Consider the following 26156-nt stretch of genomic DNA (forward strand, 5'->3'; position numbering starts at 1 on the left):
GGCCGACCGTGGCCGGATCCGGGTCCCGGCGGCCACATGTCGACCACGAGCCCCGGCCGGGCGCGCCGTTCCCGCGGTGCGTTCCGGCCGGGGTTCGTCGGTTCACGGAAAATGTAGATATCGGCACCCAAAACTGGCTATTTATGCCACGTCCTGTCTCGCGGGACGGGCGAACGGGGGGTACGGCCCTCCGGTCCGGTTAGGCTCGTGTCGCTACCGCAGACACATACGAAGGAGAACCTCGTGCCGTCCATCGACGTCGTCGTAGCTCGCGAGATCCTCGACTCGCGAGGCAACCCCACGGTCGAGGTCGAGGTCGGCCTCGACGACGGCAGTACGGGCCGTGCCGCCGTTCCGTCCGGTGCCTCCACCGGTGCCTTCGAGGCCCTCGAGCTCCGTGACGGCGACAAGAACCGCTACAACGGCAAGGGCGTCGAGAAGGCCGTCCTCGCCGTGATCGAGCAGATCGGCCCGGAGCTCGTCGGCTACGACGCCACCGAGCAGCGGCTGATCGACCAGGCGATGTTCGACCTGGACGCCACCCCGGACAAGTCCTCGCTCGGCGCCAACGCCATCCTCGGCGTCTCGCTGGCCGTCGCGCACGCCGCCTCCGAGGCGTCCGACCTCCCGCTCTTCCGGTACCTGGGCGGCCCCAACGCCCATCTGCTGCCGGTCCCGATGATGAACATCCTCAACGGCGGTTCGCACGCGGACTCCAACGTGGACATCCAGGAGTTCATGATCGCGCCGATCGGCGCGGAGTCCTTCTCCGAGGCGCTGCGCTGGGGCACCGAGGTCTACCACACCCTGAAGTCGGTGCTGAAGGAGCGGGGCCTGTCCACCGGTCTCGGCGACGAGGGCGGCTTCGCGCCGAACCTGGACTCCAACCGCGAGGCCCTGGACCTGATCGTCGAGGCGATCAAGAAGGCCGGCTACCAGCCGGGCCAGGACATCGCGCTGGCGCTCGACGTGGCCGCCTCCGAGTTCCACAAGGACGGCTCCTACGAGTTCGAGGGCAAGTCCCGCACCGCCGCCGAGATGACCTCCTACTACGCCGACCTGGTCGCCGCGTACCCGCTGGTCTCCATCGAGGACCCGCTGAACGAGGAGGACTGGGACGGCTGGAAGACCATCACCGAGCAGCTCGGTGACAAGGTCCAGCTGGTCGGCGACGACCTGTTCGTCACCAACCCCGAGCGCCTGGCCCGTGGCATCGACAACGACACCGCCAACGCGCTGCTGGTCAAGGTCAACCAGATCGGCTCGCTGACCGAGACCCTCGACGCCGTCGAGCTGGCCCAGCGCAGCGGCTTCAAGTGCATGATGTCCCACCGCTCCGGTGAGACCGAGGACGTCACCATCGCCGACCTGGCCGTCGCCACCAACTGCGGCCAGATCAAGACCGGCGCCCCGGCCCGCTCCGAGCGCGTGGCCAAGTACAACCAGCTGCTGCGCATCGAGGAGATCCTGGACGACGCCGCGGTGTACGCGGGCCGCTCCGCCTTCCCGCGCTACAAGGGCTGAGCCCGCCTCCGAGCGTCCGCCGAAGGACGCGAGGACGCGCTCGACCTGAGTAGCAGGCACGTCTGACGCACGTCCCCGGCCGCGGTCCCGTACCGTGGCCGGGGACGGCGTCACTCAAGCGAAGTCATCACCGGGGAGGCGATGTGCCGGCGGATCGGGACCGGTTCTCCACCGCGACCAGACTCAAGGCGCTCGGCGAGCACGCCGCCGCCCGGGTCTACCGGGTGCGCACCCGGCGCCGCCGCGGCCGGCTCACCGGCCGGGCCGCCCTGCTCGCGCTGGTGGTCTGCTCACTGGTGGTGGCGCTGGCCTACCCGATGCGGCAGTACATCTCCCAGCGTTCGCAGATCGCCGACCAGCGGCGCGAGGCGCAGCAGGCGCGCGAGGACGTGAAGAAGCTGCGGGAGCAGAAGGTCCGGCTCCAGGACCCGGCCTACACCGAGCAGCAGGCCCGGGAGCGGCTGCACTTCCTGATGCCGGGGGAGACCGGCTTCAGCGTGGTGGACGGCAGCGCCGACAGTGAGCACACCACCGACCAGGGGGCGGCCGGACGCCCCTGGTACACCAACTTCTGGGACGCCGTGGACGCGGCGGACGCGCCGTCGGCGGCGCTCACACCCCGCTGATGCGGCACCGTTCGCGCTCCGTTCGCGCCCGGTCCGAAACCGATCGATAGAGAACACTCCCACTCATGGATACGCCCCCTCCGCAGACGGAGCCCACCGCGCCCACCGACGCGGACATCGCCGCGGTCAAGATGCAGCTCGGCCGGGTTCCGCGCGGGCTGCGCGCGGTCGCCCACCGCTGCCCCTGCGGCAACCCCGATGTCGTCGAGACCGCGCCGCGCCTGGAGGACGGTACGCCGTTCCCCACCCTCTATTACCTGACCTGCCCGCGCGCGGCCTCCGCGATCGGCACCCTGGAGGCCGAGGGTGTGATGAAGGAGATGACGGCGCGGCTGGCGGCCGATCCCGAGCTGGCCGACGGCTACCGTGCCGCCCATGACGACTACATCGCCCGGCGCGATGCCATCGAGGTGCTGGAGGGCTTCCCCAGTGCGGGCGGTATGCCGGACCGGGTGAAGTGCCTGCACGTCCTGGTCGGCCACTCCCTCGCGGTGGGCCCCGGGGTCAATCCGCTCGGCGACGAGGCGATCGCGATGCTGCCCGAGTGGTGGCGCAAGGGTCCGTGTGTCGCGCCCTGCGGATCGGAGGAGTCCGGCGGGGCCTGCGCGTCCGGGCCGTCCGGTGCGGGGGAGGACGGGGTATGACCCGTGTCGCCGCCGTGGACTGCGGCACCAATTCCATCCGGCTGCTGGTGGCCGACGCCGATCCGGCCACCGGTGAGCTGACCGAACTGGACCGCCGGATGACCATCGTCCGGCTGGGCCAGGGCGTGGACCGCACCGGGCGGCTGGCGCCCGAGGCGCTGGAGCGCACCTTCGCGGCCTGCCGGGAGTACGCCGAGGTCATCCGGGAACAGGGCGCCGAGCGCGTCCGGTTCGTCGCCACCTCCGCCTCCCGCGACGCCGAGAACCGCCAGGAGTTCGTGGACGGCGTGGTGGACATCCTGGGCGTGGAGCCCGAGGTGATCACCGGTGACCAGGAGGCGGAGTTCTCCTTCACCGGCGCCACCAAGGAGCTGTCCGGACACGAGCGGCTGAGCGGTCCCTATCTGGTGGTGGACATCGGCGGTGGCTCCACGGAGTTCGTCTCCGGGGACACCGCGGTCCGTGCCGCCCGCAGTGTGGACATCGGCTGTGTCCGGATGACCGAGCGCCATCTGGTCTCCGGCGGCACCGTCACCGACCCGCCGACGGCCGGTCAGATCGCCGCGATACGGGCCGATGCCGCCCGGGCGCTGGACCTGGCCGGGGAGACCGTGCCGCTCGACGGGGTCTGCGGACCCCAGGAGGGCGGGCACACCCTGGTGGGTCTCGCCGGATCGGTGACCACCATCGCCGGTATCGCGCTGGAGCTGCCCGCGTACGACTCCACCGCGATCCATCACGCGCGGATCCCGGTCGGCCGGGTCCGGGAGATCACCACCGGGCTGCTGGCCTCCACCCATGCCGAGCGGGCGGCGATTCCGGTGATGCACCCGGGGCGGGTCGATGTGATCGCCGCCGGGGCACTCGTACTGCTCTCGATCATGGAACGGACCGGCGCCCGGGAGGTCGTGGTGAGTGAACACGACATCCTCGACGGCATCGCCTGGAGCATCGCCTGAGCGCGGCGAGCGACGTATGAGCGGCCGCGGAGGCCCGTCCGGGGGGCTTCCGCGTGTCGCTCGGAAGAAAGTTCGTGAAATCCTTCACATGAAAAAGGCCCCTGGTCGCCGCCCATGGCGGCGCTCCGGCGTGGTTTCGGCGGGCCCGCCCCGCCGCTGACCGGATCCTGGCCGGTGTGGGTGACTCCGCCCGACCCCGCCCGGGGGCCCTGGGCTACTCCCGCGTTCATGCACAAGCCCTGTTCAGCGGGGTGGGAACGCCTCGGACCAACAGGTGGTTCCCCTACCGGAGTATGGCGTCCGTCACGGGGGCGGCGGAGTGTAGCAGATGCCCCCTGGACGCTTGTGAAGGGGCTCACGAGCCCTGCCCCGGGGGGTGCTGGATACTCGAAACATGAGCACCACGGAGCGTCCCAGGATCCTCGTAGTAGGCGGTGGGTACGTTGGCCTGTACGCGGCGCGCCGCATCCTGAAGAAGATGCGGTACGGCGAGGCGACTGTCACGGTCGTCGACCCTCGCTCGTACATGACGTACCAGCCCTTCCTCCCCGAAGCTGCGGCCGGCAGCATCTCCCCCCGTCACGTCGTGGTCCCGCTGCGGCGGGTGCTCCCCAAGGCGGAGGTCCTCACCGGCCGCGTGTCGACCATCGACCAGGACCGCAAGGTCGCCGTCGTCCAGCCGCTCGTCGGCGAGGCGTACGAGCTGCCCTTCGACTACCTGGTCGTCGCGCTCGGCGCGGTCTCCCGCACCTTCCCGATCCCCGGTCTCGCCGAGAACGGCATCGGTATGAAGGGCATAGAGGAGGCCATCGGCCTGCGCAACCACGTTCTCGAGCAGCTCGACAAGGCAGACTCCACGACCGACGAGGAGATCCGCCGCAAGGCGCTCACCTTCGTCTTCGTCGGCGGTGGCTTCGCGGGTGCGGAGACCATCGGCGAGGTCGAGGACATGGCCCGTGACGCGGCCAAGTACTACCCCAACGTCTCGCGCGAGGACATGCGCTTCGTGCTCGTCGACGCCGCGGACAAGATCCTCCCCGAGGTCGGCCCGAAGCTGGGCCAGTGGGGTCTGGAGCACCTCCAGAAGCGCGGTATCGAGGTCTACCTCAACACCTCGATGAACTCCTGCATCGACGGCCATGTCGTGCTGAAGAACGGCCTCGAGGTCGACTCCAACACCATCGTGTGGACCGCCGGTGTGAAGCCGAACCCGGCCCTCGCCCGCTTCGGTATCCCGCTCGGCCCCCGCGGCCACGTGGACGTCGACCCCACCCTCCAGGTCAAGGGCACCGACTACATCTGGGCCGCCGGCGACAACGCCCAGGTGCCGGACCTCGCCGTCGGTGAGGGCGCCTGGTGCCCGCCCAACGCCCAGCACGCGCTGCGCCAGTCCAAGGTGCTCGGCGACAACGTGATCTCGGGTATGCGGGGCTTCCCGCAGGGTGAGTACAAGCACGCCAACAAGGGCGCCGTGGCGGGCCTCGGCCTCCACAAGGGCGTGGCGATGATCGTCTTCGGCAAGATGAAGATCAAGCTGAAGGGCCGTCTCGCCTGGTACATGCACCGTGGTTACCACGGCATGGCGATGCCGACCTTCAACCGCAAGATCCGCGTGCTCGCCGACTGGACGCTCGGGATGTTCCTCAAGCGCGAGGTCGTCTCGATGGGCGCCATCGAGAACCCCCGCGAGGAGTTCTACGAGGCGGCCGCCCCGGTCTCCGCTGCCGCCGCCGCGCGACCGGCTCCGGCCGGTGCTCCGGCCGAGAAGGCCGAGAAGGCCAAGGCGTCCTGACCTGACGGTCTGAACACGCACGTCTGACGCCGAGGGCGTCCGCCATCCGTGGGGCGGGCGCCCTTCGTCATGCGCGCACCCCGGCGTCCACCGGAGCGCGGGATGACTTTTACCGATTCCAGACGTGTCGCCGGGACTGTACGGATGGTTCCGTGGTGTTTACGTGGTGAGTGAATCCTCGCTGACTCGCCATCACGGAGGTGTGCGACATGACCGACGCCGCTGGACGGCTGGCCGCCCTGGCGGAGGAGGCGCTGGGAGCCCCGCTCCCGCTCCGCATCCGCGCCTGGGACCACAGCGAGGCCGGACCGCCCGGCACCCCGACCCTCGTCGTACGGCGCCGCCGGGCGCTGCGCCGGATGCTGTGGAAGCCCGGCGAACTGGGCATGGCCCGTGCCTGGGTGGCCGGTGACCTGGACATCGAGGGCGATCTGTACCAGGCGCTGGAGGTTCTCGCCGGACTGCTGTGGGAGCGCGGCTCCGGGCCCCGGGAGTCCCGGCTCACCGCCGCCCTCCGGGCGGTGCGCGACCCCGCCCTGCGCTCCGCCGCCCGCGGACTCATCGCGCTCGCCGGACCGGGACTGCCGCCGCCCCCGCCGCGCGAGGAGGCCCGCGTCCCCGGCCGCGGACCGCTGCACACCCTGCGCCGCGACAAGGCGGCCATCAGCCACCACTACGACGTGGGCAACGACTTCTACGAGCGGGTGCTCGGCCCCTCGATGGTCTACTCATGCGCCTACTGGGACAGACCCGGCGGCACGCTCGAGGACGCCCAGCACGCCAAACTGGACCTGGTCTGCCGCAAGCTGGCGCTGCGCCCCGGGCAGCGGCTGCTGGACGTGGGCTGCGGCTGGGGCTCGATGGTGCTGCACGCGGTGCGCGAGTACGGGGTGACCGCCGTCGGCATCACGCTCTCCGAGGAGCAGGCGGCGTACGCCCGCAAGCGCATCGCGGAGGCCGGGCTCACCGACCGGATCGAGATCCGCGTCCAGGACTACCGCAAGGTCGCCGACGGCCCCTTCGACGCGATCTCCTCGATCGGTATGGCCGAACACGTCGGCGCCGTCCGCTACGCCGAGTACGCCGCCATCCTGCACGGGCTGCTGGCGCCCGGCGGGCGGCTGCTCAACCACCAGATCGCCCGGCGCCCGGAGGCGGACGAAGAGGCGTACCGGGTGGACGCGTTCATCGACCGCTATGTCTTCCCCGACGGTGAGCTGGCCCCGCTCGGCCGGACCGTGAGCCAGCTGGAGCAGGCCGGGTTCGAGGTGCGGGACGTGGAGGCCATCCGCGAGCACTACGCGCTCACCCTGCGCGCCTGGGTGGCCAATCTGGAGCGGTACTGGACGGAGGCGGTGCGGTTCACCTCCCCGGGCCGGGCCCGGGTCTGGCGGCTCTACATGGCCGCGTGCGCGCTCTCCTTCGAGCGCAACCGCATCGGCGTCAACCAGGTCCTGGCCGTGCGCACCCCCGGTGACGGGACGTCCGGGCTGCCGCTGCGCAGCCGCGACTGGCGGGAGTAGCCGGGGGCCGGAACGACGGCGTCCCCGTCCGCCCCGGTGCGGGGCGGACGGGGACGCCGTCCTCATGGCGCGAGCGCCGCGCTACTCGGCCTTGATGGCCGCCAGCATGTTGAGCTTCGCGGCCCGGCGGGCGGGCCACAGCGCCGCCAGCACGCCCACGAACGCGGCCAGTGCCAGGAAGATGGCCATCCGGCCCCAGGGCAGGACCAGCTCGTAGGTCGGCATCCCACTGGCGATCATCTCTCCGGCCGCCCAGCCGAAGAACACACCCAGCCCGAGGCCGAGCACTCCGCCGAAGAGGGAGATGACGAGCGACTCCAGCCGGACCATGCGCTTGATGCCGCGCCGGTCCAGGCCGATCGCCCGCAGCATCCCGATCTCCTGGGACCGCTCGAAGACCGACATGGCCAGGGTGTTGATGACCCCGAGCACGGCGACGATCACCGCCATGGCCAGCAGGCCGTAGAGCATGTTGAGCATCAGGGTGAAGAACTGGGCGATCCCATCGGAGATGTCCTTCTTGTTCTGCACCTGGATCGCCGGGTTGTCACCGAGCGCCTTCTTCAGGGACTCCTTGGTCTCGTCCGAGGCGCCGCCCTTCGTCTTCAGCATCACCTGCATATCGGTGACGGTGGACATATGCGGGGTGAGCGTCGCGGAGTCCAGCATGATGCCGCGGATCATCTCGTTGCCGGTGTACACGCCCTGGACGGTGAGCTTGCCGTGGCGGCCGTCCTCGTAGGTCACCGGGATCGTGGAGCCCAGCTTCCAGCCGTGGTCCTCGGCCGTCTTGTCGTCCACGACCGCCTTGCCGCCGGAGAGTCCCGAGAAGGAGCCCGCCGAGAAGTCCAGGCCCACCAGGTCGGTGATGGCCTTGCCGTTGACCCCGGTCAGGTACTCGATGTCACCGTCGATCCGCGAGGCGGAGTTGCGCAGCGGGCTGGAGGCGGTGACCTCGGGCAGTTCGGCGATGGTGCGCGCCACATCCGGCGACAGCGGACGCTGGCCGTCGAAACCGCCCATGCTGACCACGAAGTCGGACTTGAGCGCGTCGGTGGCCATCCTGTCGATGCCCTTCTGGACGCTGCCCGCGATCACGGTCATCCCGGTGATCAGGGTGAGACCGACCATCAGCGCCGAGGCGGTGGCGGCGGTACGGCGCGGGTTGCGCACCGCGTTCTGCCGGGCCAGCTTGCCGGGCATGCCGAACACCCGCAGCACCGGCCCGGCGGCGGCGATCAGCGGCCGGGACAGCAGCGGGGTGAGGACGAACACCCCGATGACCAGCACCGCGGCGCCCATCCCCATGAAGCCCTTGCCGTCGGTGCCCATTCCGGCACCGGCCAGCACCAGCGCGACACCGCCCGCGGCGAGGATCGCGCCGATGGTGTTGCGCACCACCAGACCGCGGGTGCTCGGCGGGGCGTGCACGCTGTTCATCGCGGCGACCGGCGGGATCTTGGCGGCGCGGCGGCCCGGCAGCCAGGCGGCCAGCACGGTCACCACGACACCGACGGCCAGCGAGACCAGCACGGTGTTGGTGTCGACGACGAGCGGGCCGTCCGGGACGGTGGCCCCGGTGGCGTTGAGCAGGGAGCGCAGTCCGGCGCCGATGCCCACACCGGCGGCGAGACCGGTGACGGCGGCGATGGCGCCCACGATGGTGGCCTCGATCAGCACCGAGCGGGTGACCTGGCGGCGGGTGGCGCCGACCGCGCGCATCAGGGCGAGTTCCCGGGTGCGCTGGGCGACCAGCATGGTGAAGGTGTTGGCGATGATGAAGATGCCGACGAAGAGCGCGATCCCGGCGAAGACCAGCATGCCGGTCTGCATTCCGCTCATGCTCTGCTTGATCTGCTCGGCCTGGTCATCGGCCAGCTTCTGACCGGTCTCGGCCTCGGCCTCCTTGGGGAGGATCTTGTCGATCGCCGACTTCAGCGCGGTCTGCGAGGTGCCCGCCGCGGCCTTGACATCGATCTCGTCGAACTGTCCCGGCTTGGCGAACAGCCGCTGGGCGGTGGTGTTGTCGAACAGCGCGAGGCTGCCGCCCGCCGCCACGTTGCCGTCGTCGGTGCGGAAGACGCCGACGACCTTCTGCTTGCGGACCGGGCCGTCCACCGACACCCGGATGGTGTCGCCGACCGCGTAGTGGCCGCGCTCGGCGGACCTGGCGTCGAGCGCCACCTCGCCCGCGGCCTTCGGGGCGCGGCCGTCGGTCATGGTGTACCGCGGGTCCTTGCCGCTCTTGTCCGGGTAGTAGTTGCCGCCGAGGTTGGAGAAGCCGTCGCCGAGCAGATCGCCGTCCTTCTCGGACAGGGCGGTGTAGCCGGAGACGCTGCCGGTCACCGAGGCGGCACCGGGCACCTGGGCAGCCCGGTCCAGCACCCGCTGGCCGAGTCGCGGCGCCTCACCGGGCTTGCCGGTGTCGTCGTCGGAGTCGCGGTCGGGCGTGATGGCCACGTCGACGCCGGCGAAGCCCTTCTCGGAGCTCTTCTGGTAGGCGTCGGAGATGGTGTTGGTGAAGACCAGGGTGCCGGAGACGAAGGCCACGCCGAGCAGCACGGCGAGCGTGGTCATCAGCAGCCGGGCCTTGTGCGCGAGCACGTTGCGCAAGGCGGTACGGAGCATGAGGTGTCAGTCCTGACGGGTCTGGGGGGTCGGCGGAGCGTGCGCGGGGGCCGCACCGGACGGAGCGTCCGGTGTCAGCTGGTGCGGCCCTTGGCATCGAACCGCTTCATCCGGTCCAGAACCGCCTCGGCGGTGGGGTCGTGCAGCTCGTCGACGATCCGGCCGTCGGCGAGGAAGACCACCCGGTCGGCGTAGGAGGCGGCGACCGGGTCGTGAGTGACCATCACCACCGTCTGGCCCAGCTCCCGCACCGAGTTGCGCAGGAAGCCCAGGACCTCGGCACCGGACCGGGAGTCCAGGTTGCCGGTGGGCTCGTCGGCGAAGATGATGTCCGGCTTGCCCGCCAGGGCGCGGGCCACCGCCACCCGCTGCTGCTGACCGCCGGAGAGCTGGTTGGGGCGGTGCTTGAGGCGCCCGGACAGCCCGACGGTCTCCACCACCCGGTCCAGCCACGCCTGGTCGGCCTTGCGGCCCGCGATGTCCATCGGGAGGGTGATGTTCTCGATCGCGTTCAGCGTCGGCAGCAGGTTGAACGCCTGGAAGATGAAGCCGATCTTGTCGCGGCGCAGCTGGGTGAGCTTCTTGTCCTTCAGCGCGGTGAGTTCGACGTCACCGATCCGGGTGGAGCCGCTGGAGACCGTGTCCAGACCCGCCATGCAGTGCATCAGCGTGGACTTGCCCGATCCGGAGGGGCCCATGATCGCGGTGAACTCGGCCTGCCGGAACTCCACGGACACGGCGTCCAGGGCGATGACCTGGGTCTCGCCCTGTCCGTAGACCTTGGAGAGGTCCGTGGCGCGGGCCGCCGCCGTGGTGGGGCGGGCGGCGGTCTCGACGCCGGAGGGAGTGGTGGTCACGGTGAAGGGCTCCTGTCGTGCGGTACGGGACGTTCCCCGCACCGTGGGGGGACAGGCCCGTGCTGCGGGACCTCGCGGGGATGTCCCTCCATGGTCCCTGCCGCCCGGCCGGGCCGGATCCGCCGTTGCTCCCGTTTCCGCCCGGCACTGGGGTCGTAGGAGCCGCCGGGCGCCTCCTCCCTGGGTAGGAGAGGGCCCCCGTCCGGGGGCATCGAGATTGCGTCATTCCCCTCATCAGCGCGGTGCCCGGCATATGGGCAGGTCCGATCGCCGACCGGTATCCGCCGGTACCCCGCCCCGCCGCTGATGGACACTCAGTTGCCAATAAAATAAGACAACCTCGGTCTGGGGATTCGCTGTTCGGGGGCTTGTCCCCGGATAGGCTCGTGCTGCTCTCCTATGGGGAGGGTCGTACGCGGATGGTACGGCCCAGGGAGCCGCTGCCCGGATGGTGGAATGCAGACACGGCGAGCTTAAACCTCGCTGCCCCTCGCGGGCGTACCGGTTCAAGTCCGGTTCCGGGCACCTCCAGATCGTTGAACGGCACTCAGCGTGCGCGGATGGTCGCCCGCTGCTCCGCCGCGGGGTTCATGGGGCCCTCGCGTGCGCTCGCCATGCGTGAAAAGATCCTCCTTGGGCACTAGGGTGCATTCTTTGCTTACCTATTACTCTTGAGTCAAGGTCGCGCAGGGCGGCCATGGAGGAGTGAGATGAGGAGCAGCAACCCGGTCTTCTCGCGACGGGGGTTCAGCCGCACCGGCGGCTACGCCGGCTTCGGCGCGGCGCCGCAGGCCGGGGGCCCCGCCGCAGGTCAGGGAAATCCGTACGCCGGTGGCAATCCGTACGCGCAGGGACAGGCACCGACCAACCCCTACGCGGCGGGCGCACAGCAGAATCTGACGCCCGAGCAGCTCCAGCAGATGTACGGGGCGCCGCCGACGGGTCCGCGGACCGGCGTCATGACGATGGACGACGTCGTCATGCGCACCGGTATGACGCTGGGCACCGTCATCGTCGCCGCGGTGGCCGCCTGGATCGCGGAGCTCCCGGTCGCCATCGGTATCGGCGCCGCGCTGGTGGCGATGGTCCTGGGCCTCGTCCAGTCGTTCAAGCGCACCGCCTCGCCCGCGCTGATCATGGGCTACGCCCTCTTCGAGGGGCTCTTCCTCGGCGTCATCAGCCAGGTGTACAACGAGCGCTGGTCCGGCATCCCGATGCAGGCGGTGCTCGGCACGATGGCGGTGTTCGTCGGTGTGCTGGTGGCGTACAAGACCCGGCTCATCCGGGTGAACGCGCGCTTCCAGCGCTTCGTGCTCGCGGCGGCCATCGGCTTCGTGCTGCTGATGGCGGTCAACCTGCTGTTCGCCGCCATCGGCGGCGGTGACGGTCTGGGCTTCCGCAGCGGTGGTCTCGGCATCGTCTTCGGCATCATCGGCGTGGTGCTCGGCGCGGCCTTCCTGGCCATGGACTTCAAGCAGATCGAGGACGGCGTCCAGTACGGCGCTCCGCGCGAGGAGTCCTGGCTGGCCGCGTTCGGTCTGACGCTGTCGCTGGTCTGGATCTACCTGGAGCTGCTCCGGCTGATCTCCATCTTCCGGGACTAGCCGCCGTGACCACCGGCCGCGGCCGGTGGTCACACGGCGAAGGGCCCGCGGAGGCGATTGCCTCCGCGGGCCCTTCTTCTGTGGCGTGAGCCACCCCGTTGGGTGCGACTGTTGGTGGTCCGTCTGGGATACACGTGGGTGCCTCCCGGAAGGGGGGCGCGGCTACAGCAGCTTGCGTGCCGCGCGCCTCAGATCGTGCTCATGGATGATCGCTTTGGCGTGGCCGTAGGCGAGCTGATGCTCACCGCGCAGCCAGCTGACCTTCTCCTCGAAGCGGAAGAACGCGGGGCCTTCGTCGACGGTGCGGAGCCAGTCGGCGACTTCGCGGCCCGTGCACTGGGGAATGCGGGAAAGTAGGTTCCGGTGAGTCTCGTCGGAGAAGATCTGGGACATCGGCGCCTCCGGACGCGTCCATGCCGGACCCGGGTGCGACACCCGGGTGGGGTCCTTCAGCTCACCGTGCCTGAGTGTCCGGCCGTTGGCAACAGTCCGTCGGTGGCGCATACGCTTCGGCCGTGGATGATGTGACCCCCTTGCTCACGGCCGTCGACCGGTTCGCCGACCGGCTGCGCACCCTTCCCCAGTCCCGGCTGCGACAGGGGGCGGCGGCGGAAGGACTGGCGCTGGCAAGGGAATTGTCCCTGCGGGCCCAGCGGCTGGAGGAGCCGGACGCCACGCCCAGGGTCATACCGGACGCGGGGGTGTTCGCGGTCGCGGACCAGCTGGCGGTGGCGGGCCATGACTTGGCGCATGCGCTGGAGCGCGCGGCGCGGGACGGCGCCCGGGAGCTCGCGCAGGCGGTCACGCTGGTGACGGAGTCGGCCGCGCGCTGCGGGATGTGACCGGGTCGTCCGGCGGGCCGGTCCCGCGTGGGGTTACAGCGAGGCGATCACGCGGTCGGCCAGTACGTAGACCTTGTCGGTGCCGCAGCAGAAGGTGAGCGCGTAGGCGCCGGAGACGCCCGAACCGCCCAGCAGCACCGGTGCGGTGCCCGCGCGCAGCGCGTCCGCCAGCCGCTCCGCGGTCTCGCGGTGGCCGGGTGTCATACAGATCGTGGTGCCGTCGGCGAAGACGTACACATCCAGGGTGCCGAGCGGACCGGGGCGCACATCGGCCAGCGGTACGCGGTCCTCGGCCAGCTCGGTGAGCCGGGTCACGGTGCGGTCGTGGTCGGCCACCGGCGAGGAGGGCGTGAAATCGGGGTGCGAGGGGTGGCGGCGGCGGGCGGCGGCCAGCTCGGCCGACTCCACGGCCTCGGTCTCCAGTTCCGCCTCGGCGCGCACCTCCGCGCCGACCTCGGCGCCCACCTCGAACTCCACCTCGGCCTCGGGCTCCGGTTCACCGGCCGGGTCGAGGGTGTCATGGCCCAGCGCGTCCAGGCCGAGCAGCGGTTCGAGACCGGCCAGATCGGCCTGGCGGGGCACGAAGAGCTGACTGTCCGGTACGGAGTCGTCACCGGGGCCGGGGACGCCGCCGAGCAGCGGAAGGCCGTCGGAGGACCCCGCGGAGTCGCGGGCCTCCTGAGCGGCCCAGAACGCCCGTGCCTCGGCCAGCTCGCGCTCCCGCTCCTCCGCGAGCGCGTCCGCCACGGCGGCTCGTATCTCGGCGGCGGGGGTGGTGCGGGCGGCGGGCACCGTGGGGGCGTCGCCCCGGCCGTCCCGGGCAGCCCGGCCCGCGGCGGCGACCGTCGCGGCGAGGTCGGCGCGCAGCTCGGTGATCTGCCGCCGCACACCTCGTGCGGTGTGCAGGGCAGCGGCGCCCACGGCCGTGGCGGTGACCGCGGCCAGCAGGACGGCAAGGGTCATGGGGCTCACTGACTTAACTCCCGGTTGCTATGGATCCCCCGAATTCCTACCTCAGCTTGACGTGCGGCGCCTCTCGGCGTCAGTGCATAACGTCACTAAAGGGACGGAATTCAGGGCCGGAAGGGCCTGGACGACCGTGGCTGAGCTGGGGAGACAAGCCTCCCCCAGGACTTATGTCACATCCTGGGGGAGATTCGGTCACGACCCCGCCGCGGCCCGGTACGGCGGCCTCGCGGCGCCGCACGCGGTGGCACGGGGGCCTCGGCTCAGCTCAGCCGCTCGATGACCATGGCCATGCCCTGGCCGCCGCCGACGCACATGGTCTCCAGGCCGAACTGCTTGTCGTGGAACTGCAGCGAGTTGATCAGCGTGCCGGTGATCCGGGCGCCGGTCATACCGAAGGGGTGGCCGACCGCGATGGCGCCCCCGTTGACGTTCAGCCGGTCCAGATCGATGCCCAGGTCCCGGTAGGAGGGGATGACCTGGGCGGCAAACGCCTCGTTGATCTCCACCAGGTCGATGTCGCCGATGGAGAGCCCGGCCCGGGACAGCGCCTGGCGGGACGCCTCGACCGGTCCATAGCCCATGATCTCGGGGGAGAGCCCGGAGACACCGGTGGACACGATCCGGGCCAGCGGGGTGATCCCCAGCTCACGGGCCTTGGTGTCGGACATGATCACCAGCGCCGCGGCGCCGTCGTTGAGCGGGCAGCAGTTGCCCGCGGTGATCAGGCCGTCGGGGCGGAACACCGGCTTCAGGCCCTGGACGCCCTCCAGCGTGGTGCCCGCGCGCGGACCGTCGTCCGTGGCCACCACGGTGCCGTCGGGGGTGGTCACCGGGGTGATCTCACGCTCCCAGAAGCCCTTCTTGATGGCCTCCTCGGCGAGGTTCTGGGACCGCACGCCGAATTCGTCCATCTCCTGGCGGGTGATCCCCTTGAGCCGGGCGAGGTTCTCGGCGGTCTGGCCCATCGCGATGTACGGGTCGGGCAGCAGACCGTCCTCGCGCGGGTCGTGCCAGTCGGTGCCCTCCTGCTCGGCGCGCGCGGCGGTACGGGCCTCGCCCTCGGCGAACAGCGGGTTGTGGGTGTCCGGCAGTCCGTCCGAGCTGCCCTTCACCGAGCGGGAGACCGTCTCGACGCCCGCCGAGATGAAGACGTCGCCCTCGCCCGCCTTGATGGCGTGCAGCGCCATCCGCGACGTCTGCAGGGAGGAGGAGCAGTAGCGGGTGATGGTGCAGCCGGGGAGGTGGTCCATCCCCATCTGCACGGCGACGATCCGGCCCAGGTTGTGCCCCTGCTCACCGCCCGGCAGACCACAGCCCAGCATCAGGTCGTCGATCTCGCGCGGGTCGAGCTGCGGGACCTTGGCGAGCGCGGCCTTGATGATCTCGGCGGTCAGGTCGTCCGGCCGCAGGTCCTTGAGCGATCCCTTGAAGGCTCGGCCGATGGGTGAACGGGCGGCAGAGACGATCACGGCTTCGGGCATCACAGCTCCATGGGACGGAAGGGATTGGCTGGACTGTCTGGGAAATTACCCGCACGTACCCCGGGGGTCACGGGCTCCGGCCTGTGACGCGGAACTCTTTTTCCAAGCGTACGCTCAGCCGCCGCGACCGCCCCCGGAACGGGCCGCGGCCGGGCCGCTCGTACCGGCCGGCGGGGCCTGGCGGGCTCAGTGGGTGAGGGGTGGGGGCGAGGGGGCCGGGGCGGGGGTTCCGGCACCGGCTTCGGAGGGGCGGTGGCGGCGCAGCAGCCGGGCCCAGGGGCCGCGGGCCGCCGTGACCTCGGTACCGCCCTCGGCCGCGGCCTCCGCGGCGGCCTTGGCGACCGGCAGGATGCCCTCGTCGCGCGTCTCCGGCGCCTCCTCCGGCCACAGGCCCAGGGAGGCGCACAGGGTGGGCAGCACGGCCATGGCGGCTGTCGCGTAGCCCTCCGCCGAGGGGTGGTAGTTGTCCGGGCCGAACAGCTCCCGCGGATTGGCCGCGAACTCCGGGCCCAGCAGATCGCCCAGCGAGACCGTACGGCCGCCCTGCTCGACCACCCCGATGGTCTGCGCGGCGGCCAGCTGGCGGCTGAGCCGCCGGGCGATCCAGCGCAGCGGCTGGTAGACGGGCTCGATGGTGCCGAGGTCGGGACAGGTGCCCACCACCACCTCGCAGCCGGGCTCGCGCAGCCTGCGCACCGCCTCCGACAGCAGCCGCACCGACTGGGCGGGCGGCATCCGCCCGGTGACGTCATTGGCGCCGATCATGATTACGCAGACGTCCGGCGGCTGCTCGGGATCGTCCAGCACCAGGGTGACCTGGCGCTCCAGATCGGTGGACTGGGCACCGGGAAGCGCCACGTTCCGCAGGTCCACCGGGCGCTCCGCCACCGCCGCGAGCCCGGAGGCCAGCAGTGCGCCCGGCGTCTGACTGGGGCGGTGGACGCCCTGTCCGGCGGCCGTGGAGTCGCCGAGGAAGGCCAGCCGCAGCGGCGGCTGGCCGGTCCTGCGGGCGAAGGCGAAGCCGTACCGCCCGTCCGCCCGGGGCGGACCGGACTCCGAGCCGCCGACCACCCGCTTCGCGAGCGACAGCTCGGTGAGCACCAGACCGACGGCCACCCCGCCCAGCAGCCCGATCCCGCTGCCCCCGTACGCCGCGGCGGCGGCGATCCGCCGCGCCACCCTCGCCCTCGACATCGACATGGGTCCAGCCCACCTCCGTCCGCACACGCCGCGGGGCCGTCGGTACGGCCCGCTAACACCTTGTTTCCCGGTGAAGGCTTCCTCGCAACGCGCCGGTCGGAGGGTCCGGGGGCGCAATAAGCTGATTGCACGGGCCCGCGACGCGGCCGCCCCCACGCGGAGATCCCGCGGAACCGGACCAGGAGCAGGTGTGCAGTACTACGAATCGATGATTGAGCTGGTCGGCAAGACCCCGCTGGTGAAGCTCAACACCGTGACCGAAGGCATCCGGGCGACCGTCCTGGCCAAGGTCGAATACTTCAACCCCGGCGGTTCGGTGAAGGACCGCATCGCGGTACGGATGATCGAGGCGGCGGAGGCGTCCGGCGAGCTCAAGCCCGGTGGCACCATCGTGGAGCCGACCTCCGGCAACACCGGTGTCGGCCTGGCGATGGTCGCCCAGCGCAAGGGCTACAAGTGCATCTTCGTCTGCCCGGACAAGGTGTCCACCGACAAGATCAACGTGCTGCGGGCCTATGGCGCCGAGGTCGTGGTCTGCCCGACCGCCGTGGACCCCGAGCACCCCGACTCGTACTACAACGTCTCGGACCGCCTGGTACGCGAGACGCCGGGGGCCTGGAAGCCCGACCAGTACAGCAACCCCAACAACCCGCGCTCGCACTACGAGACCACCGGTCCCGAGCTGTGGGAGCAGACCGAGGGGAAGATCACCCACTTCGTGGCGGGTGTCGGCACCGGCGGCACCATCAGCGGCACCGGCCGCTACCTGAAGGACGTCAGCGACGGCCGGGTGAAGGTCATCGGCGCCGACCCCGAGGGCTCGGTCTACTCCGGCGGCTCCGGCCGTCCGTATCTGATCGAGGGCGTCGGCGAGGACTTCTGGCCGACCGCCTACGACCAGGAGGTCGCCGACGGGATCGTCGCGGTCTCCGACAAGGACGCCTTCCAGATGACCCGGCGGCTGGCCAAGGAGGAGGGGCTGCTGGTCGGCGGCTCCTGCGGAATGGCGGTCGTCGGCGCGCTGCGCGTGGCGAAGGACCTGGGCCCGGACGATGTGGTGGTCGTACTGCTCCCGGACAGCGGCCGCGGCTATCTCTCGAAGATCTTCAACGATGAGTGGATGGCCGACTACGGCTTCCTGGAGGAGGACGGCCCGGCGGTGCGCGTCGGCGACGTCCTCCAGGGCAAGGAGGGCGGCCTGCCCTCGCTCGTCCATATGCACCCGGAGGAGACCGTCGGCGAGGCGATCGAGGTGCTGCGTGAGTACGGCGTCTCGCAGATGCCGATCGTCAAGCCCGGCGCCGGCCACCCGGACGTGATGGCCGCCGAGGTCATCGGCTCCGTGGTGGAGCGCGAGCTGCTGGACGCGCTGTTCGCGCACCGCGCCGAGCTCACCGACCCGCTGGAGAAGCACATGAGCCCGCCGCTGCCGCACGTCGGCTCCGGTGAGCCGGTGGCGGACCTGATGGCGGTGCTGGGCCGGGCCGACGCGGCGGTCGTGCTGGTGGAGGGCAAGCCCACCGGTGTGGTGAGCCGTCAGGACCTGCTGGCCTACCTGGCCCGCACCCCCAAGTAGCGCGGTCCGCGCAGGGAACGCTGCCACCGAGGCCCCAACCGCCGTGGCCCGCACGGCGGATGGGGCCTTTCCGGTAACTGGTACGCGGGTGTCACGCGCTCGCAGCACGGGGTTAACACGGCTGCGGGAGACTGGGGTTCGTCGGGAACGGACGACCCCGACACCCACAGCGGCGGCAAGGACTTCCGGAGCGGCTCCCGGACTCCACGGTCGCCCGGGCGCGGCGGCCGGCCTGACCCGGCCCGCGTCCCCGCGGGGACCGCCGTCGTCCCGCCCTCGGTGTGCGGCACCGGGGTGCGGCGGTCCCCGCGGTCATCCATCGCTCAGCGCGGGGTCATGTCCCCTCGCCCCCGCCGTCGCCGCGCCCGTCGTCCCCGTCCCTGCCGCGTCCGCCGCGGCGCAGCCGGGCGAAGAGGCCGGCCGCGTGCACCGCGTTGACCCCGACGATCCCGGTCCAGGTGACCAGCAGCCCGGGCAGTCCCTCGTTGGCCGCGCCGATCGCCGACAGCGGGATGGCCAGCACCAGGGAGACGCCGACGAAGGCGAACCGTTCGCCGAAGCCCTCCGCGCCCATACCGGCGGCGGTGGTCCGGCCGTCGGCGCCGAACGGGCGGGGCCCCCGCGCGGCCGCCATCTGCCGCTCGGCCATCTGCCGCCGCTGGTGCCGGTCGGCGGCGTCGCCGAGCCGCTGCTCGACCTTCTCCATGAAGGAGTCGACCAGCTCCGACTCGTACTCCGCGCCCAGCTCCTTGCGGGTCCGGAGCGTCGCGTCGAGTTCCTTCTTCAGTCCGGGGTCATGTTTCGGTCCGGGGTCACGGGGGTCCATGCTTGACGACGGTACGGTCCCGGGGAGGCTGTGTCGGTAGGGCTAGCCCCCGGACCGGGGAGGGGGCGACGGTCGTGTCGTTTGGATCTTCGCGGGTCCGCGACGCCGGCTACGGCACCTCGCTGCGTTGTCGCCGGACCCGAGTACGCCCAGTACGCGGGTCAGGCTCCGCCTTGCGATGCTCCCCCAGCTAACGCTGGGAGGTGCCCCCTGCATCCGACGCCGCGGCCTGATCCACGAAGATCCGAACGACACGACCGACCGGAGCCCCGGCCCGCCGTGGAAGGAGTCCCATCCGTGACCACCCCCCTGCTGACGTCCCTCGCCGCACCCGGCGGGGACCGCCCCGACGCGGTCACCGTCGGCGGCCACCGCCTCTCGCGCGAGGAACTGCTCGGCGCCGCGGGCGCGGTCGCCGCCCGTGTCGCCGGGGCGCCGGCCGTCGCGGTGCACGCGTCCGCGACCCCGGAGACGGTGGTCGCGGTGGTGGGCGCACTGCTCGCCGGCGTCCCCGCGGTGCCCGTACCGCCGGACTCCGGCCCGGCCGAGCGCGCCCACATCCTGCGGGACTCCGGCGCTGCGCTGCTCCTCGCGGGGGCCGGGGCGGAGGTCGCGGAGGTACCGCTGGAGACCGTGCGGGTGGACCCGGCCGAACGCGCGGAGTGGACCAAGGCCGAACCGGAGCCGGAGTCGGCCGCGTTCGTCCTCTACACCTCCGGGACCACCGGCGCGCCCAAGGGTGTGGTGATCTCCCGCCGCGCCGTCGCCGCCGATCTGGACGCGCTCGCCGGTGCCTGGGCCTGGACCGCCGAGGACACCCTCGTCCACGGACTGCCGCTGTTCCATGTGCACGGTCTGGTGCTGGGCGTGCTGGGCGCGCTGCGGACCGGCAGCCGTCTGGTGCACACCGGGAAGCCGACGCCGACGGCGTACGCGGCGGCCGGGGGCAGCCTCTACTTCGGCGTGCCCACCGTCTGGAACCGTGTCGTCCGGGACCCGGACGCGGCCCGTGCCCTGTCCGGGGCCCGGCTGCTGGTCTCCGGCAGCGCCCCGCTCCCGGCACCGGTCTTCCGCGAGCTGGAGCGGCTGACCGGACAGCGCCCGGTCGAGCGCTACGGCATGACCGAAACCCTGATCACCATCAGCACCCGCGCCGACGGTGAGCGGCGGCCGGGCTCGGTCGGCGTCCCGCTGCCCGGGATCCGCACCCGGATCGCCGCCGAGGAGGGCGCCGCGATCGGCGAGCTCCAGCTCACCGGGCCCACCCTCTTCGACGGCTATCTGGGCCGCCCCGAGGCCACCTCCGGTTCGTACACCGAGGACGGCTGGTTCCGCACCGGGGACATCGCCACCGTCGAGGCGGACGGCTTCCACCGGATCGTCGGCCGTGCCTCCACCGACATGATCAAGTCCGGTGGTTACCGGATCGGCGCGGGCGAGATCGAGAACGTCCTGCTGGACCACCCCGCCGTCCAGGAGGCGGCCGTCGTCGGCGCTCCCCACGACGACCTCGGCCAGCAGATCGTCGCCTATGTCGTCGCCGACGGCGTCACCGAACGGGACCTGATCGATTTCGTCGCCACCGAGCTCTCCGTCCACAAGCGCCCCCGGGTGGTGCGCTTCCTGGACGCCCTGCCGCGCAACGCCATGGGCAAACCGCAGAAGAAGCTGCTGCCCCCGGTCTGAGCGCCCGGGGGCCCCGGGGCCCCCGGGGCCTAGCCGACGGGGGAGGACGGGCGGGGCCCGGTCTGGTGCGGGGCGAGGATCATCCGGTCCGGGACCCGGTCGGAGTCGCCCCGGGCCAGCAGCCAGTACAGGGCGGCGGGGACGACCAGGCCGACGATCCAGGAGATGTCCGAGCCGCCCAGCGTTTCCACGAGCGGACCGGTGTAGAAGTGGGTCGCGAGGAAGGGGAGTTGGGCCAGGACCCCCACCGCGTAGGTGATCAGGGCCCGCCAGCGCCAGGCGCCGTAGCGGCCGTCCGGGTCGCTGAGCGCGGGGATGTCGTAGCGCTCCTTGGCGATCGCGTAGTAGTCGACCAGGTTGATCGCGCTCCACGGGGTGAAGAAGGTCAGCAGGAACAGCAGGAAGTCCTTGAAGGACGACAGGAAGCTGTCCTTGCCCAGCAGGGCGACCGCCGTACCGGCCACCATGATCGTGCCGATGTAGGCGGCGCGGCCGCGCGGGGAGAGCGTGGTGCGGCCCCGGAAGCCGCTGACGCTGGTCACCATCGACATGAAGCCGCCGTAGGTGTTGAGGACGTTCACCGTGAGCTTGCCGAGGGCGATGACGAAGTAGAGCAGCGAGGTGATCACGGCCGTGCCGCCGCCGAGGCCGACCACGTAGGAGACCTCGTTGCCGATGAACGCGTCCCCGGCCGCGGCGGCGGCCAGGGCGCCGAAGGTCATGGACCACTGGGAGCCGAGGACGGTCCCCGCCAGCGTCCAGGAGAACGTGGCCCGGGGGGAGGTGGAACGGGGCAGGTAGCGGGAGTAGTCCGCGACGTACGGGCCGAACGCGAGCTGCCAGGAGGCGGAGAGCGACATCGCGAGGAGGAAGAGCGGGATGTCGAAGGTCCGGTCGTGCAGCAGGGTGGCGAGGTCGGCACGGTCCAGCAGCCGGATGCCGAGGTAGACGAAGGCCAGCGCGCACACCACTCCGGCGATCCGGCCGAGGGTGTGGATCAGGCGGTAGCCGATGGTCGCGGTCACCGCGGTGACCAGCGCGAAGAGCACGATGCCGGTGGTCTCGCCGAGATGGGTCAGCTCACCGACCGCCTGCCCCGCCAGCACACTGCCGCTGGCGAAGAACCCCACATACATCACGATCACCAGCAGCAGCGGGACGATCGCCCCGCGCACCCCGAACTGCGCCCGGGAGGAGATCATCTGGGGCAGGCCGAGCCGTGGCCCCTGGGCCGAGTGCAGGGCCATCACCGCACCGCCCAGGACATTGCCCAGCAGCAGGGCGAGGACGGCCCAGAAGGCGTTCGAGCCGAAGACGACGGCGAGCGCGCCGGTGACCACGGCGGTGATCTGGAGGTTGGCGCCGACCCACAGCGTGAACTGGCTGAAGGCGGTGCCGTGGCGCTCCGCGTCGGGAACGACGTCGATGGAGCGTCTTTCGACCAGGGAGTCAGGCATACGGTGCTCCTGCGGCTGGTTCTTCGCGGGGGCAGGGGAGGGGGCACACGGGCCGACGCGGCACGTGAAGCGGAACATTCGCTTCCCCTTGCCCTGTCTGCATATAGTCATGCACAGTCATGCGCGAGTGAATAGGAGTCAAGAGGTCTGCGTTGATCGGCGGTATCTTCTGTTCGCAATATGGGACGGAACGCCGGGCCGCCGTGGGCGTAGGGCGCGTTCGGGCCGGAGCGGCCGGGAGGATGTCTCATATGCCGGACAGTGCGAGGCCAGGAGGACGGACGCGATGAGGACCGACAACGGGGCGGCGCCGGACGCCGCCGGGACCGACGGCGGGACCGACGCCGGGGGCGGCGCCGCCCGGCTCCAGGCGCTCTTCGAGGGCCACCGGCTCACCCCGACCCAGCGCCGGATCGCCCACTGCATGGTGCGGCGGGCGGCGGACGCCCCGTTCCTCTCCAGCGTCGAACTCGCCGAACTGGCGGGCGTCAGCCAGCCGTCGGTGACCCGCTTCGCGGTCGCGCTCGGCTTCGACGGCTACCCCGCGCTGCGCAAGCACCTGCGCGAGGTCGCGCCCGCCGAACCGCCGGCGGAGGAGGGTGCGTACAACGAGTACCAGCAGGCGGTGCAGTCCGAGATCGACAATCTGCGCCACCTCGCCGCCCTGCTGGCCGACCCCGCGCCGGTCGAACGCGCCGGCCGGCTGCTCGCCGGGTCCCGGCCGCTCCCGGTCCTCGGGCTGCGCGCCGCCTCCGCCCAGGCGGGCGGCTTCGCCTACTTCGCGCGCAAGGTCCACCCGGACGTCCGGCTGCTCGACGAGGGCGGCACGATGCTCCCCGACCGCATCGACGCCGCCCAGCGCGCGGGCGCGACCGCCCTGCTCTGCTTCGCGCTGCCGCGCCATCCGCGCGAGGTCGTCGAGGCCCTGGAGTACGCCCGCGGGGCCGGGCTCACCGTGGTCACCGTGGCGGACAGCGCCTTCGCCCCGGTCGCCCGCCACAGCGATCTGCTGCTGCCCGCCGCCGTCGGCACCGGGCTGGCCTTCGACACCGCCTGCGCCCCGATGCTGCTGGGCCGGGTGCTGCTGGAAGCGATGTGCGACGGCCTCCCGGACGCCCAGGCCCGGCTGGAGGAGTTCGACAGCAAGGCGGCGGCCCGCGGGCTGTTCGTGGACTGACCGCCGCCCCGGTGGCCGCGTTCCGCCGCGCGAACGGCCCGGCGACCGCCGCCGGACGGCGAACACCGGCAGTCGCCCGCGCCACCCCACCGTCGCCGCGCGCCGCGGGACACCGGCCGGAGGCGGCCGTATGCGTGAGCCGTCCGGCGCGGGTCGTCAGACCTCCAGCAGGCTCCCGGCGTGCTCGCCGCCGCTCTCCGTGACGATCTCCTCGACCGTCTGGGGCGGGCGCACGGTCGCGAACCGCACCTCGTCGCCGTCCACGGTGAAGCCGTAGACGCCGGGGCGCGGCAGGCTGTTGTAGGCGAAGTGGTTGGAGAAGTAGTACGCGCCGGTGTCCAGCAGGCCCACCAGGTCGCCCGCGGCGAGGTGGGGCAGCGGGCGGTCACGGGCCACCAGGTCGCCCGCGAAGCAGCACGGCCCCGCGATGTCCTGGGCGACCAGACCGCCGGGTGTCGTCGGCTTGGGGCGGCCCGCCGCGTCGTAGGCGGTGATCCGCAGGGGCCAGGACTCGGGGGCGAAGACCGTGCGGGTGGCGAGCTGGGCGCCCGCGTGGGTGACCGCGATCGCCCGCCCTCCCGCGGACTTCGCGTACTCGACCCGGGCCAGCACCGTGCCGGACTTGGCGAGCAGCGACCGCCCGAACTCGGTGACCAGTCCGTACCGGCCGTCGAAGAGCCCGGGAACGGTGGTCAGCAGCAGCTGGGCGTAGTCCCGGTAGCCGGGGGTGAACTCGTCGGAGCCGAAGTTCACCGGCAGTCCGCCGCCGATGTCCAGGGTGTCGATCTGCCGGTGGCCGACCGTCGCGTTGATCTCCTCGGCCAGTTCGTACACGGCCCGGACGCCCGCGGTCATCAGCTCCAGCGGGATGCCCTGGGAGCCGGTGTGCGCGTGCAGCCGGGTCAGCCACGGCCGCTCCGCGACCGCGCGGACGACACGCTCGCGCACCCCCGGGTCCTGGAGCGCGATCCCGAACTTGGAGGTCGCGGTGGCCGTGCTGAGCGCGTCGATGCTGCCCCCGCCCACCTGCGGATTGACCCGCAGCCCGACCGGGCCGTGCGGGTTCGCGGGCGTGGTGTCGCCCCGCGGCGTGATCAGCGCGTCGAGCCGGTCCAGCTCCTCGGGGTTGTCGGCGTTGACGGCGATCCGCGCGGCCAGTGCCTCGCGCAGCTCGGCGGTGGTCTTGGCCGGGGAGTCCAGCACGATCCGTTCCGGGGGCACGCCCGCGGCGCGGGCCAGCGCCAGCTCACCGGGGCTGGCCACCTCACAGCCCAGCCCCTCGTCGGCCAGCAGCCGCAGCACCGGCACGAGTGCGGCGGCCTTCACCGCGAAGGCGTGCAGGACGGCGGTGCCGGGGGCGGTGACCTCGTCGAAGGCGGTCCGCAGCGCCGCCGCGGCGGCGCGGATCGCGGTCACGTCCAGCAGTCCGACGACCGGCTCCCCGGGGCCCAGCAGCCCCTGCTCCACGGCGGCCCGTACGGCGGTCTCGCGCCGGGCGGCCCGCCGCTCGGGCCCGTCCCCCGCGAGCGTGTTCGACGTCATGACTTCAGCCAATCACCCGCCCGGTGGCCTGGCCAGTGGTGCGCCCGCGCGGTCACAGCTCCACCAGGACCGCCCCCAGGTGCCGTCCCCCGAGCAGTTCGACCAGCGCGCGCGGTGCCTGGCCGATCCCCGTCAGCCGGGTGTGCGGATAGACCACCGTGCCCTCGCGCAGCGCCCGGCCGAAGGCGCGGGTGTAGTCGGGCCGGGCGTCCTGGTGGTCGTGGCCGCTGATGCCGCGCAGGGTGACCCCCCGGGTGACCAGGGACAGCGTGCTGATCCCGGTGCGGGCGGCCGGGTCACCGGACAGCTGGGCGGACAGCGCGCCGAGGATCGCGAACCGGGCCCCGCGCCGGGCCAGCGCGAGCGCCGCCTGGAACTGTTCCCCGCCGACGGTGTCGACGAGCACATCGATCCCGTCGGGTGCCGCCGCCCGGAGCTGTTCCTCGATCGGCCCGCCGCCGCGCAGCACCACCGCGTCGTACCCCAGCTCCCGGACCAGCCGCCCGGCCTTGGCCGGGGAGCCGGTGGAACCGATGACCCGGGCCGCGCCGTGCAGCCGGGCGAACTGCCCGGCCAGGGAGCCCACCCCGCCCGCTGCCCCGGTGACGAAGACGGTGTCGCCGGGGCGTACGCCCGCCCCGCGCACCACCCCCAGCCAGGCGGGGAAGCCCTGGGAGAGCTGGGCGGCGGGGTCGGGCAGCCCGTCGCCGTCGATCGGCAGGGCCCCGGCGGCGTCCACGACCGCGTACTCGCGCCAGCCGAGGGAGTGCCGTACCAGGGTGCCGGTGGCGGGGCCGGTGCCGTCCGGCGCGCTGATCACCTCGCCGACCGCGGGGCCGTGCGGTACCGCGCCGGGCTCGGCCGACGGCAGCGGCCCCGGCAGTCCGAGGGCGCCCGGACCACCCCGGGGCAGCGGACGCATCGCGGCGGTGACGCTCATCAGGCGGTTGCGCACCAGCAGCCGGCCGGGGCCGGGGGCGGGCAGTGGAACGGTGACCACGTCGAAGTGGCCGGCGGTGAGCGTTCCGTCGGACGGCCGGGCGGTGAGCCGCACCTCGCGGTGGCTGAGGGGCGGTGGGACCGGGGCGGCGGCGGGCTGCGGCACGGGGGGCTCCTCGGCGGTGGTCCGTGGCCCCGGCGGGGTTCGGGACGGGAAGCCCCGGCGCGGGCGGCGACGCCGTGACGCTATGTCCTGGCGCGGCCCGGGGCCGTGAGGCCACCGCGCGTCCGGGGCGGACGGCGC

The 26156-nt window shown here is 72.1% G+C and carries 21 protein-coding genes and 1 tRNA gene; 12 read left to right on the forward strand and 10 right to left on the reverse strand.

Annotation, left to right across the window (positions count from 1 at the left end; all coding sequences use genetic code 11):
- The first annotated feature begins 243 nt into the window (after positions 1 to 243).
- From eno to AC07FT_RS30365, 6 genes are all read left to right on the forward strand, one after another.
- On the forward strand, positions 244 to 1524 hold the full coding sequence (eno, locus tag AC07FT_RS30340; protein WP_471205145.1) for a phosphopyruvate hydratase: 1281 nt from the start codon (positions 244 to 246) through the stop codon (positions 1522 to 1524).
- Between the two features lie 143 nt (positions 1525 to 1667).
- A complete protein-coding gene (locus tag AC07FT_RS30345; RefSeq protein WP_471205146.1) occupies positions 1668 to 2150 on the forward strand; it encodes an FtsB family cell division protein in 483 nt (160 codons plus the stop codon).
- Between the two features lie 65 nt (positions 2151 to 2215).
- Positions 2216 to 2794 (forward strand): DUF501 domain-containing protein, encoded by a 579-nt coding sequence (locus tag AC07FT_RS30350; protein ID WP_471205148.1) that lies wholly within the window; start codon positions 2216 to 2218, stop codon positions 2792 to 2794.
- On the forward strand, positions 2791 to 3753 hold the full coding sequence (locus AC07FT_RS30355; RefSeq protein WP_479179159.1) for a Ppx/GppA phosphatase family protein: 963 nt from the start codon (positions 2791 to 2793) through the stop codon (positions 3751 to 3753). Before AC07FT_RS30350 ends, AC07FT_RS30355 begins: the two co-directional genes overlap by 4 nt.
- Before the next feature lie 394 nt (positions 3754 to 4147).
- A complete protein-coding gene (locus AC07FT_RS30360; RefSeq protein WP_471205152.1) occupies positions 4148 to 5545 on the forward strand; it encodes an NAD(P)/FAD-dependent oxidoreductase in 1398 nt (465 codons plus the stop codon).
- A 209-nt stretch (positions 5546 to 5754) separates the two neighbouring features.
- Positions 5755 to 7068 carry a class I SAM-dependent methyltransferase gene (locus AC07FT_RS30365; protein WP_479179160.1) on the forward strand — a complete coding sequence of 438 codons (1314 nt, stop codon included), beginning with the start codon at positions 5755 to 5757 and terminating at the stop codon, positions 7066 to 7068.
- Positions 7069 to 7149: 81 nt separating this feature from the next.
- Here AC07FT_RS30365 and AC07FT_RS30370 read toward each other — a convergent pair whose 3' ends face one another.
- Together AC07FT_RS30370 and AC07FT_RS30375 are read right to left on the reverse strand one after the other, a co-directional pair.
- The gene (locus AC07FT_RS30370) at positions 7150 to 9696 is read right to left on the reverse strand and encodes an ABC transporter permease (protein ID WP_479179161.1); all 2547 of its coding nucleotides are present in this window, start codon (positions 9694 to 9696) and stop codon (positions 7150 to 7152) included.
- Between the two features lie 74 nt (positions 9697 to 9770).
- A complete protein-coding gene (locus AC07FT_RS30375) occupies positions 9771 to 10553 on the reverse strand; it encodes an ABC transporter ATP-binding protein (protein ID WP_254749037.1) in 783 nt (260 codons plus the stop codon).
- A gap of 442 nt (positions 10554 to 10995) precedes the next feature.
- On the opposite strand from AC07FT_RS30375, the gene AC07FT_RS30380 reads away from it, so the two are divergent.
- Positions 10996 to 11078, forward strand: a tRNA-Leu gene (locus AC07FT_RS30380).
- Positions 11079 to 11263: 185 nt separating this feature from the next.
- A complete protein-coding gene (locus AC07FT_RS30385; RefSeq protein WP_479179163.1) occupies positions 11264 to 12157 on the forward strand; it encodes a Bax inhibitor-1/YccA family protein in 894 nt (297 codons plus the stop codon).
- A gap of 162 nt (positions 12158 to 12319) precedes the next feature.
- Here the strand turns inward: AC07FT_RS30385 and AC07FT_RS30390 are convergent, their stop codons facing one another.
- A complete protein-coding gene (locus AC07FT_RS30390; RefSeq protein ID WP_037954490.1) occupies positions 12320 to 12550 on the reverse strand; it encodes a DUF4287 domain-containing protein in 231 nt (76 codons plus the stop codon).
- Positions 12551 to 12672: 122 nt separating this feature from the next.
- On the opposite strand from AC07FT_RS30390, the gene AC07FT_RS30395 reads away from it, so the two are divergent.
- Positions 12673 to 12999: a hypothetical protein gene (locus AC07FT_RS30395; protein WP_479179165.1), complete on the forward strand. Its 327-nt coding sequence runs from the start codon at positions 12673 to 12675 to the stop codon at positions 12997 to 12999.
- A 33-nt stretch (positions 13000 to 13032) separates the two neighbouring features.
- Here AC07FT_RS30395 and AC07FT_RS30400 read toward each other — a convergent pair whose 3' ends face one another.
- From AC07FT_RS30400 to AC07FT_RS30410, 3 genes are all read right to left on the reverse strand, one after another.
- Positions 13033 to 13971 (reverse strand): hypothetical protein, encoded by a 939-nt coding sequence (locus tag AC07FT_RS30400; protein ID WP_479179166.1) that lies wholly within the window; start codon positions 13969 to 13971, stop codon positions 13033 to 13035.
- A 257-nt stretch (positions 13972 to 14228) separates the two neighbouring features.
- Complete coding sequence (locus AC07FT_RS30405) at positions 14229 to 15449, reverse strand: acetyl-CoA C-acetyltransferase (protein ID WP_471205163.1); 1221 nt, start codon at positions 15447 to 15449, stop codon at positions 14229 to 14231.
- Between the two features lie 186 nt (positions 15450 to 15635).
- Positions 15636 to 16649, reverse strand: coding sequence for an SGNH/GDSL hydrolase family protein (locus tag AC07FT_RS30410; protein ID WP_479179168.1), 1014 nt, complete (start codon positions 16647 to 16649; stop codon positions 15636 to 15638).
- Positions 16650 to 16839: 190 nt separating this feature from the next.
- Between AC07FT_RS30410 and AC07FT_RS30415 the strand changes: the two genes are divergently transcribed.
- A complete protein-coding gene (locus AC07FT_RS30415; protein WP_435243493.1) occupies positions 16840 to 18225 on the forward strand; it encodes a cystathionine beta-synthase in 1386 nt (461 codons plus the stop codon).
- Positions 18226 to 18559: 334 nt separating this feature from the next.
- Here the strand turns inward: AC07FT_RS30415 and AC07FT_RS30420 are convergent, their stop codons facing one another.
- Positions 18560 to 19051 carry a hypothetical protein gene (locus tag AC07FT_RS30420; RefSeq protein ID WP_479179170.1) on the reverse strand — a complete coding sequence of 164 codons (492 nt, stop codon included), beginning with the start codon at positions 19049 to 19051 and terminating at the stop codon, positions 18560 to 18562.
- 297 nt (positions 19052 to 19348) lie between these two features.
- Between AC07FT_RS30420 and AC07FT_RS30425 the strand changes: the two genes are divergently transcribed.
- A complete protein-coding gene (locus AC07FT_RS30425; RefSeq protein ID WP_479179172.1) occupies positions 19349 to 20737 on the forward strand; it encodes an acyl-CoA synthetase in 1389 nt (462 codons plus the stop codon).
- A gap of 29 nt (positions 20738 to 20766) precedes the next feature.
- Here AC07FT_RS30425 and AC07FT_RS30430 read toward each other — a convergent pair whose 3' ends face one another.
- Positions 20767 to 22194 carry a purine-cytosine permease family protein gene (locus AC07FT_RS30430; RefSeq protein ID WP_479179173.1) on the reverse strand — a complete coding sequence of 476 codons (1428 nt, stop codon included), beginning with the start codon at positions 22192 to 22194 and terminating at the stop codon, positions 20767 to 20769.
- Between the two features lie 286 nt (positions 22195 to 22480).
- On the opposite strand from AC07FT_RS30430, the gene AC07FT_RS30435 reads away from it, so the two are divergent.
- A complete protein-coding gene (locus AC07FT_RS30435; RefSeq protein WP_479179174.1) occupies positions 22481 to 23371 on the forward strand; it encodes a MurR/RpiR family transcriptional regulator in 891 nt (296 codons plus the stop codon).
- A gap of 156 nt (positions 23372 to 23527) precedes the next feature.
- On the opposite strand, the gene AC07FT_RS30440 is transcribed toward AC07FT_RS30435, so the two are convergent.
- Positions 23528 to 24913 carry a type III PLP-dependent enzyme domain-containing protein gene (locus AC07FT_RS30440; protein ID WP_479179176.1) on the reverse strand — a complete coding sequence of 462 codons (1386 nt, stop codon included), beginning with the start codon at positions 24911 to 24913 and terminating at the stop codon, positions 23528 to 23530.
- A gap of 52 nt (positions 24914 to 24965) precedes the next feature.
- A complete protein-coding gene (locus AC07FT_RS30445) occupies positions 24966 to 26018 on the reverse strand; it encodes a zinc-binding dehydrogenase (RefSeq protein WP_479179178.1) in 1053 nt (350 codons plus the stop codon).
- Between the last annotated feature and the right edge of the window lie 138 nt (positions 26019 to 26156).

This window comes from Streptomyces sp. NPDC045899, assembly GCF_056431485.1.

Coding starts and splice junctions, on each gene's coding strand:
- AC07FT_RS30420 (WP_479179170.1), bottom strand. CDS start 19,051: ATGGACCCCCGTGACCCCGGACCGAAACATGACCCCGGACTGAAGAAG.
- AC07FT_RS30385 (WP_479179163.1), top strand. CDS start 11,264: ATGAGGAGCAGCAACCCGGTCTTCTCGCGACGGGGGTTCAGCCGCACC.
- AC07FT_RS30390 (WP_037954490.1), bottom strand. CDS start 12,550: ATGTCCCAGATCTTCTCCGACGAGACTCACCGGAACCTACTTTCCCGC.
- AC07FT_RS30365 (WP_479179160.1), top strand. CDS start 5,755: ATGACCGACGCCGCTGGACGGCTGGCCGCCCTGGCGGAGGAGGCGCTG.
- AC07FT_RS30435 (WP_479179174.1), top strand. CDS start 22,481: ATGAGGACCGACAACGGGGCGGCGCCGGACGCCGCCGGGACCGACGGC.
- AC07FT_RS30440 (WP_479179176.1), bottom strand. CDS start 24,913: ATGACGTCGAACACGCTCGCGGGGGACGGGCCCGAGCGGCGGGCCGCC.
- AC07FT_RS30410 (WP_479179168.1), bottom strand. CDS start 16,649: ATGTCGATGTCGAGGGCGAGGGTGGCGCGGCGGATCGCCGCCGCCGCG.
- AC07FT_RS30350 (WP_471205148.1), top strand. CDS start 2,216: ATGGATACGCCCCCTCCGCAGACGGAGCCCACCGCGCCCACCGACGCG.
- AC07FT_RS30360 (WP_471205152.1), top strand. CDS start 4,148: ATGAGCACCACGGAGCGTCCCAGGATCCTCGTAGTAGGCGGTGGGTAC.
- AC07FT_RS30430 (WP_479179173.1), bottom strand. CDS start 22,194: ATGCCTGACTCCCTGGTCGAAAGACGCTCCATCGACGTCGTTCCCGAC.
- AC07FT_RS30405 (WP_471205163.1), bottom strand. CDS start 15,449: ATGCCCGAAGCCGTGATCGTCTCTGCCGCCCGTTCACCCATCGGCCGA.
- AC07FT_RS30355 (WP_479179159.1), top strand. CDS start 2,791: ATGACCCGTGTCGCCGCCGTGGACTGCGGCACCAATTCCATCCGGCTG.
- AC07FT_RS30370 (WP_479179161.1), bottom strand. CDS start 9,696: ATGCTCCGTACCGCCTTGCGCAACGTGCTCGCGCACAAGGCCCGGCTG.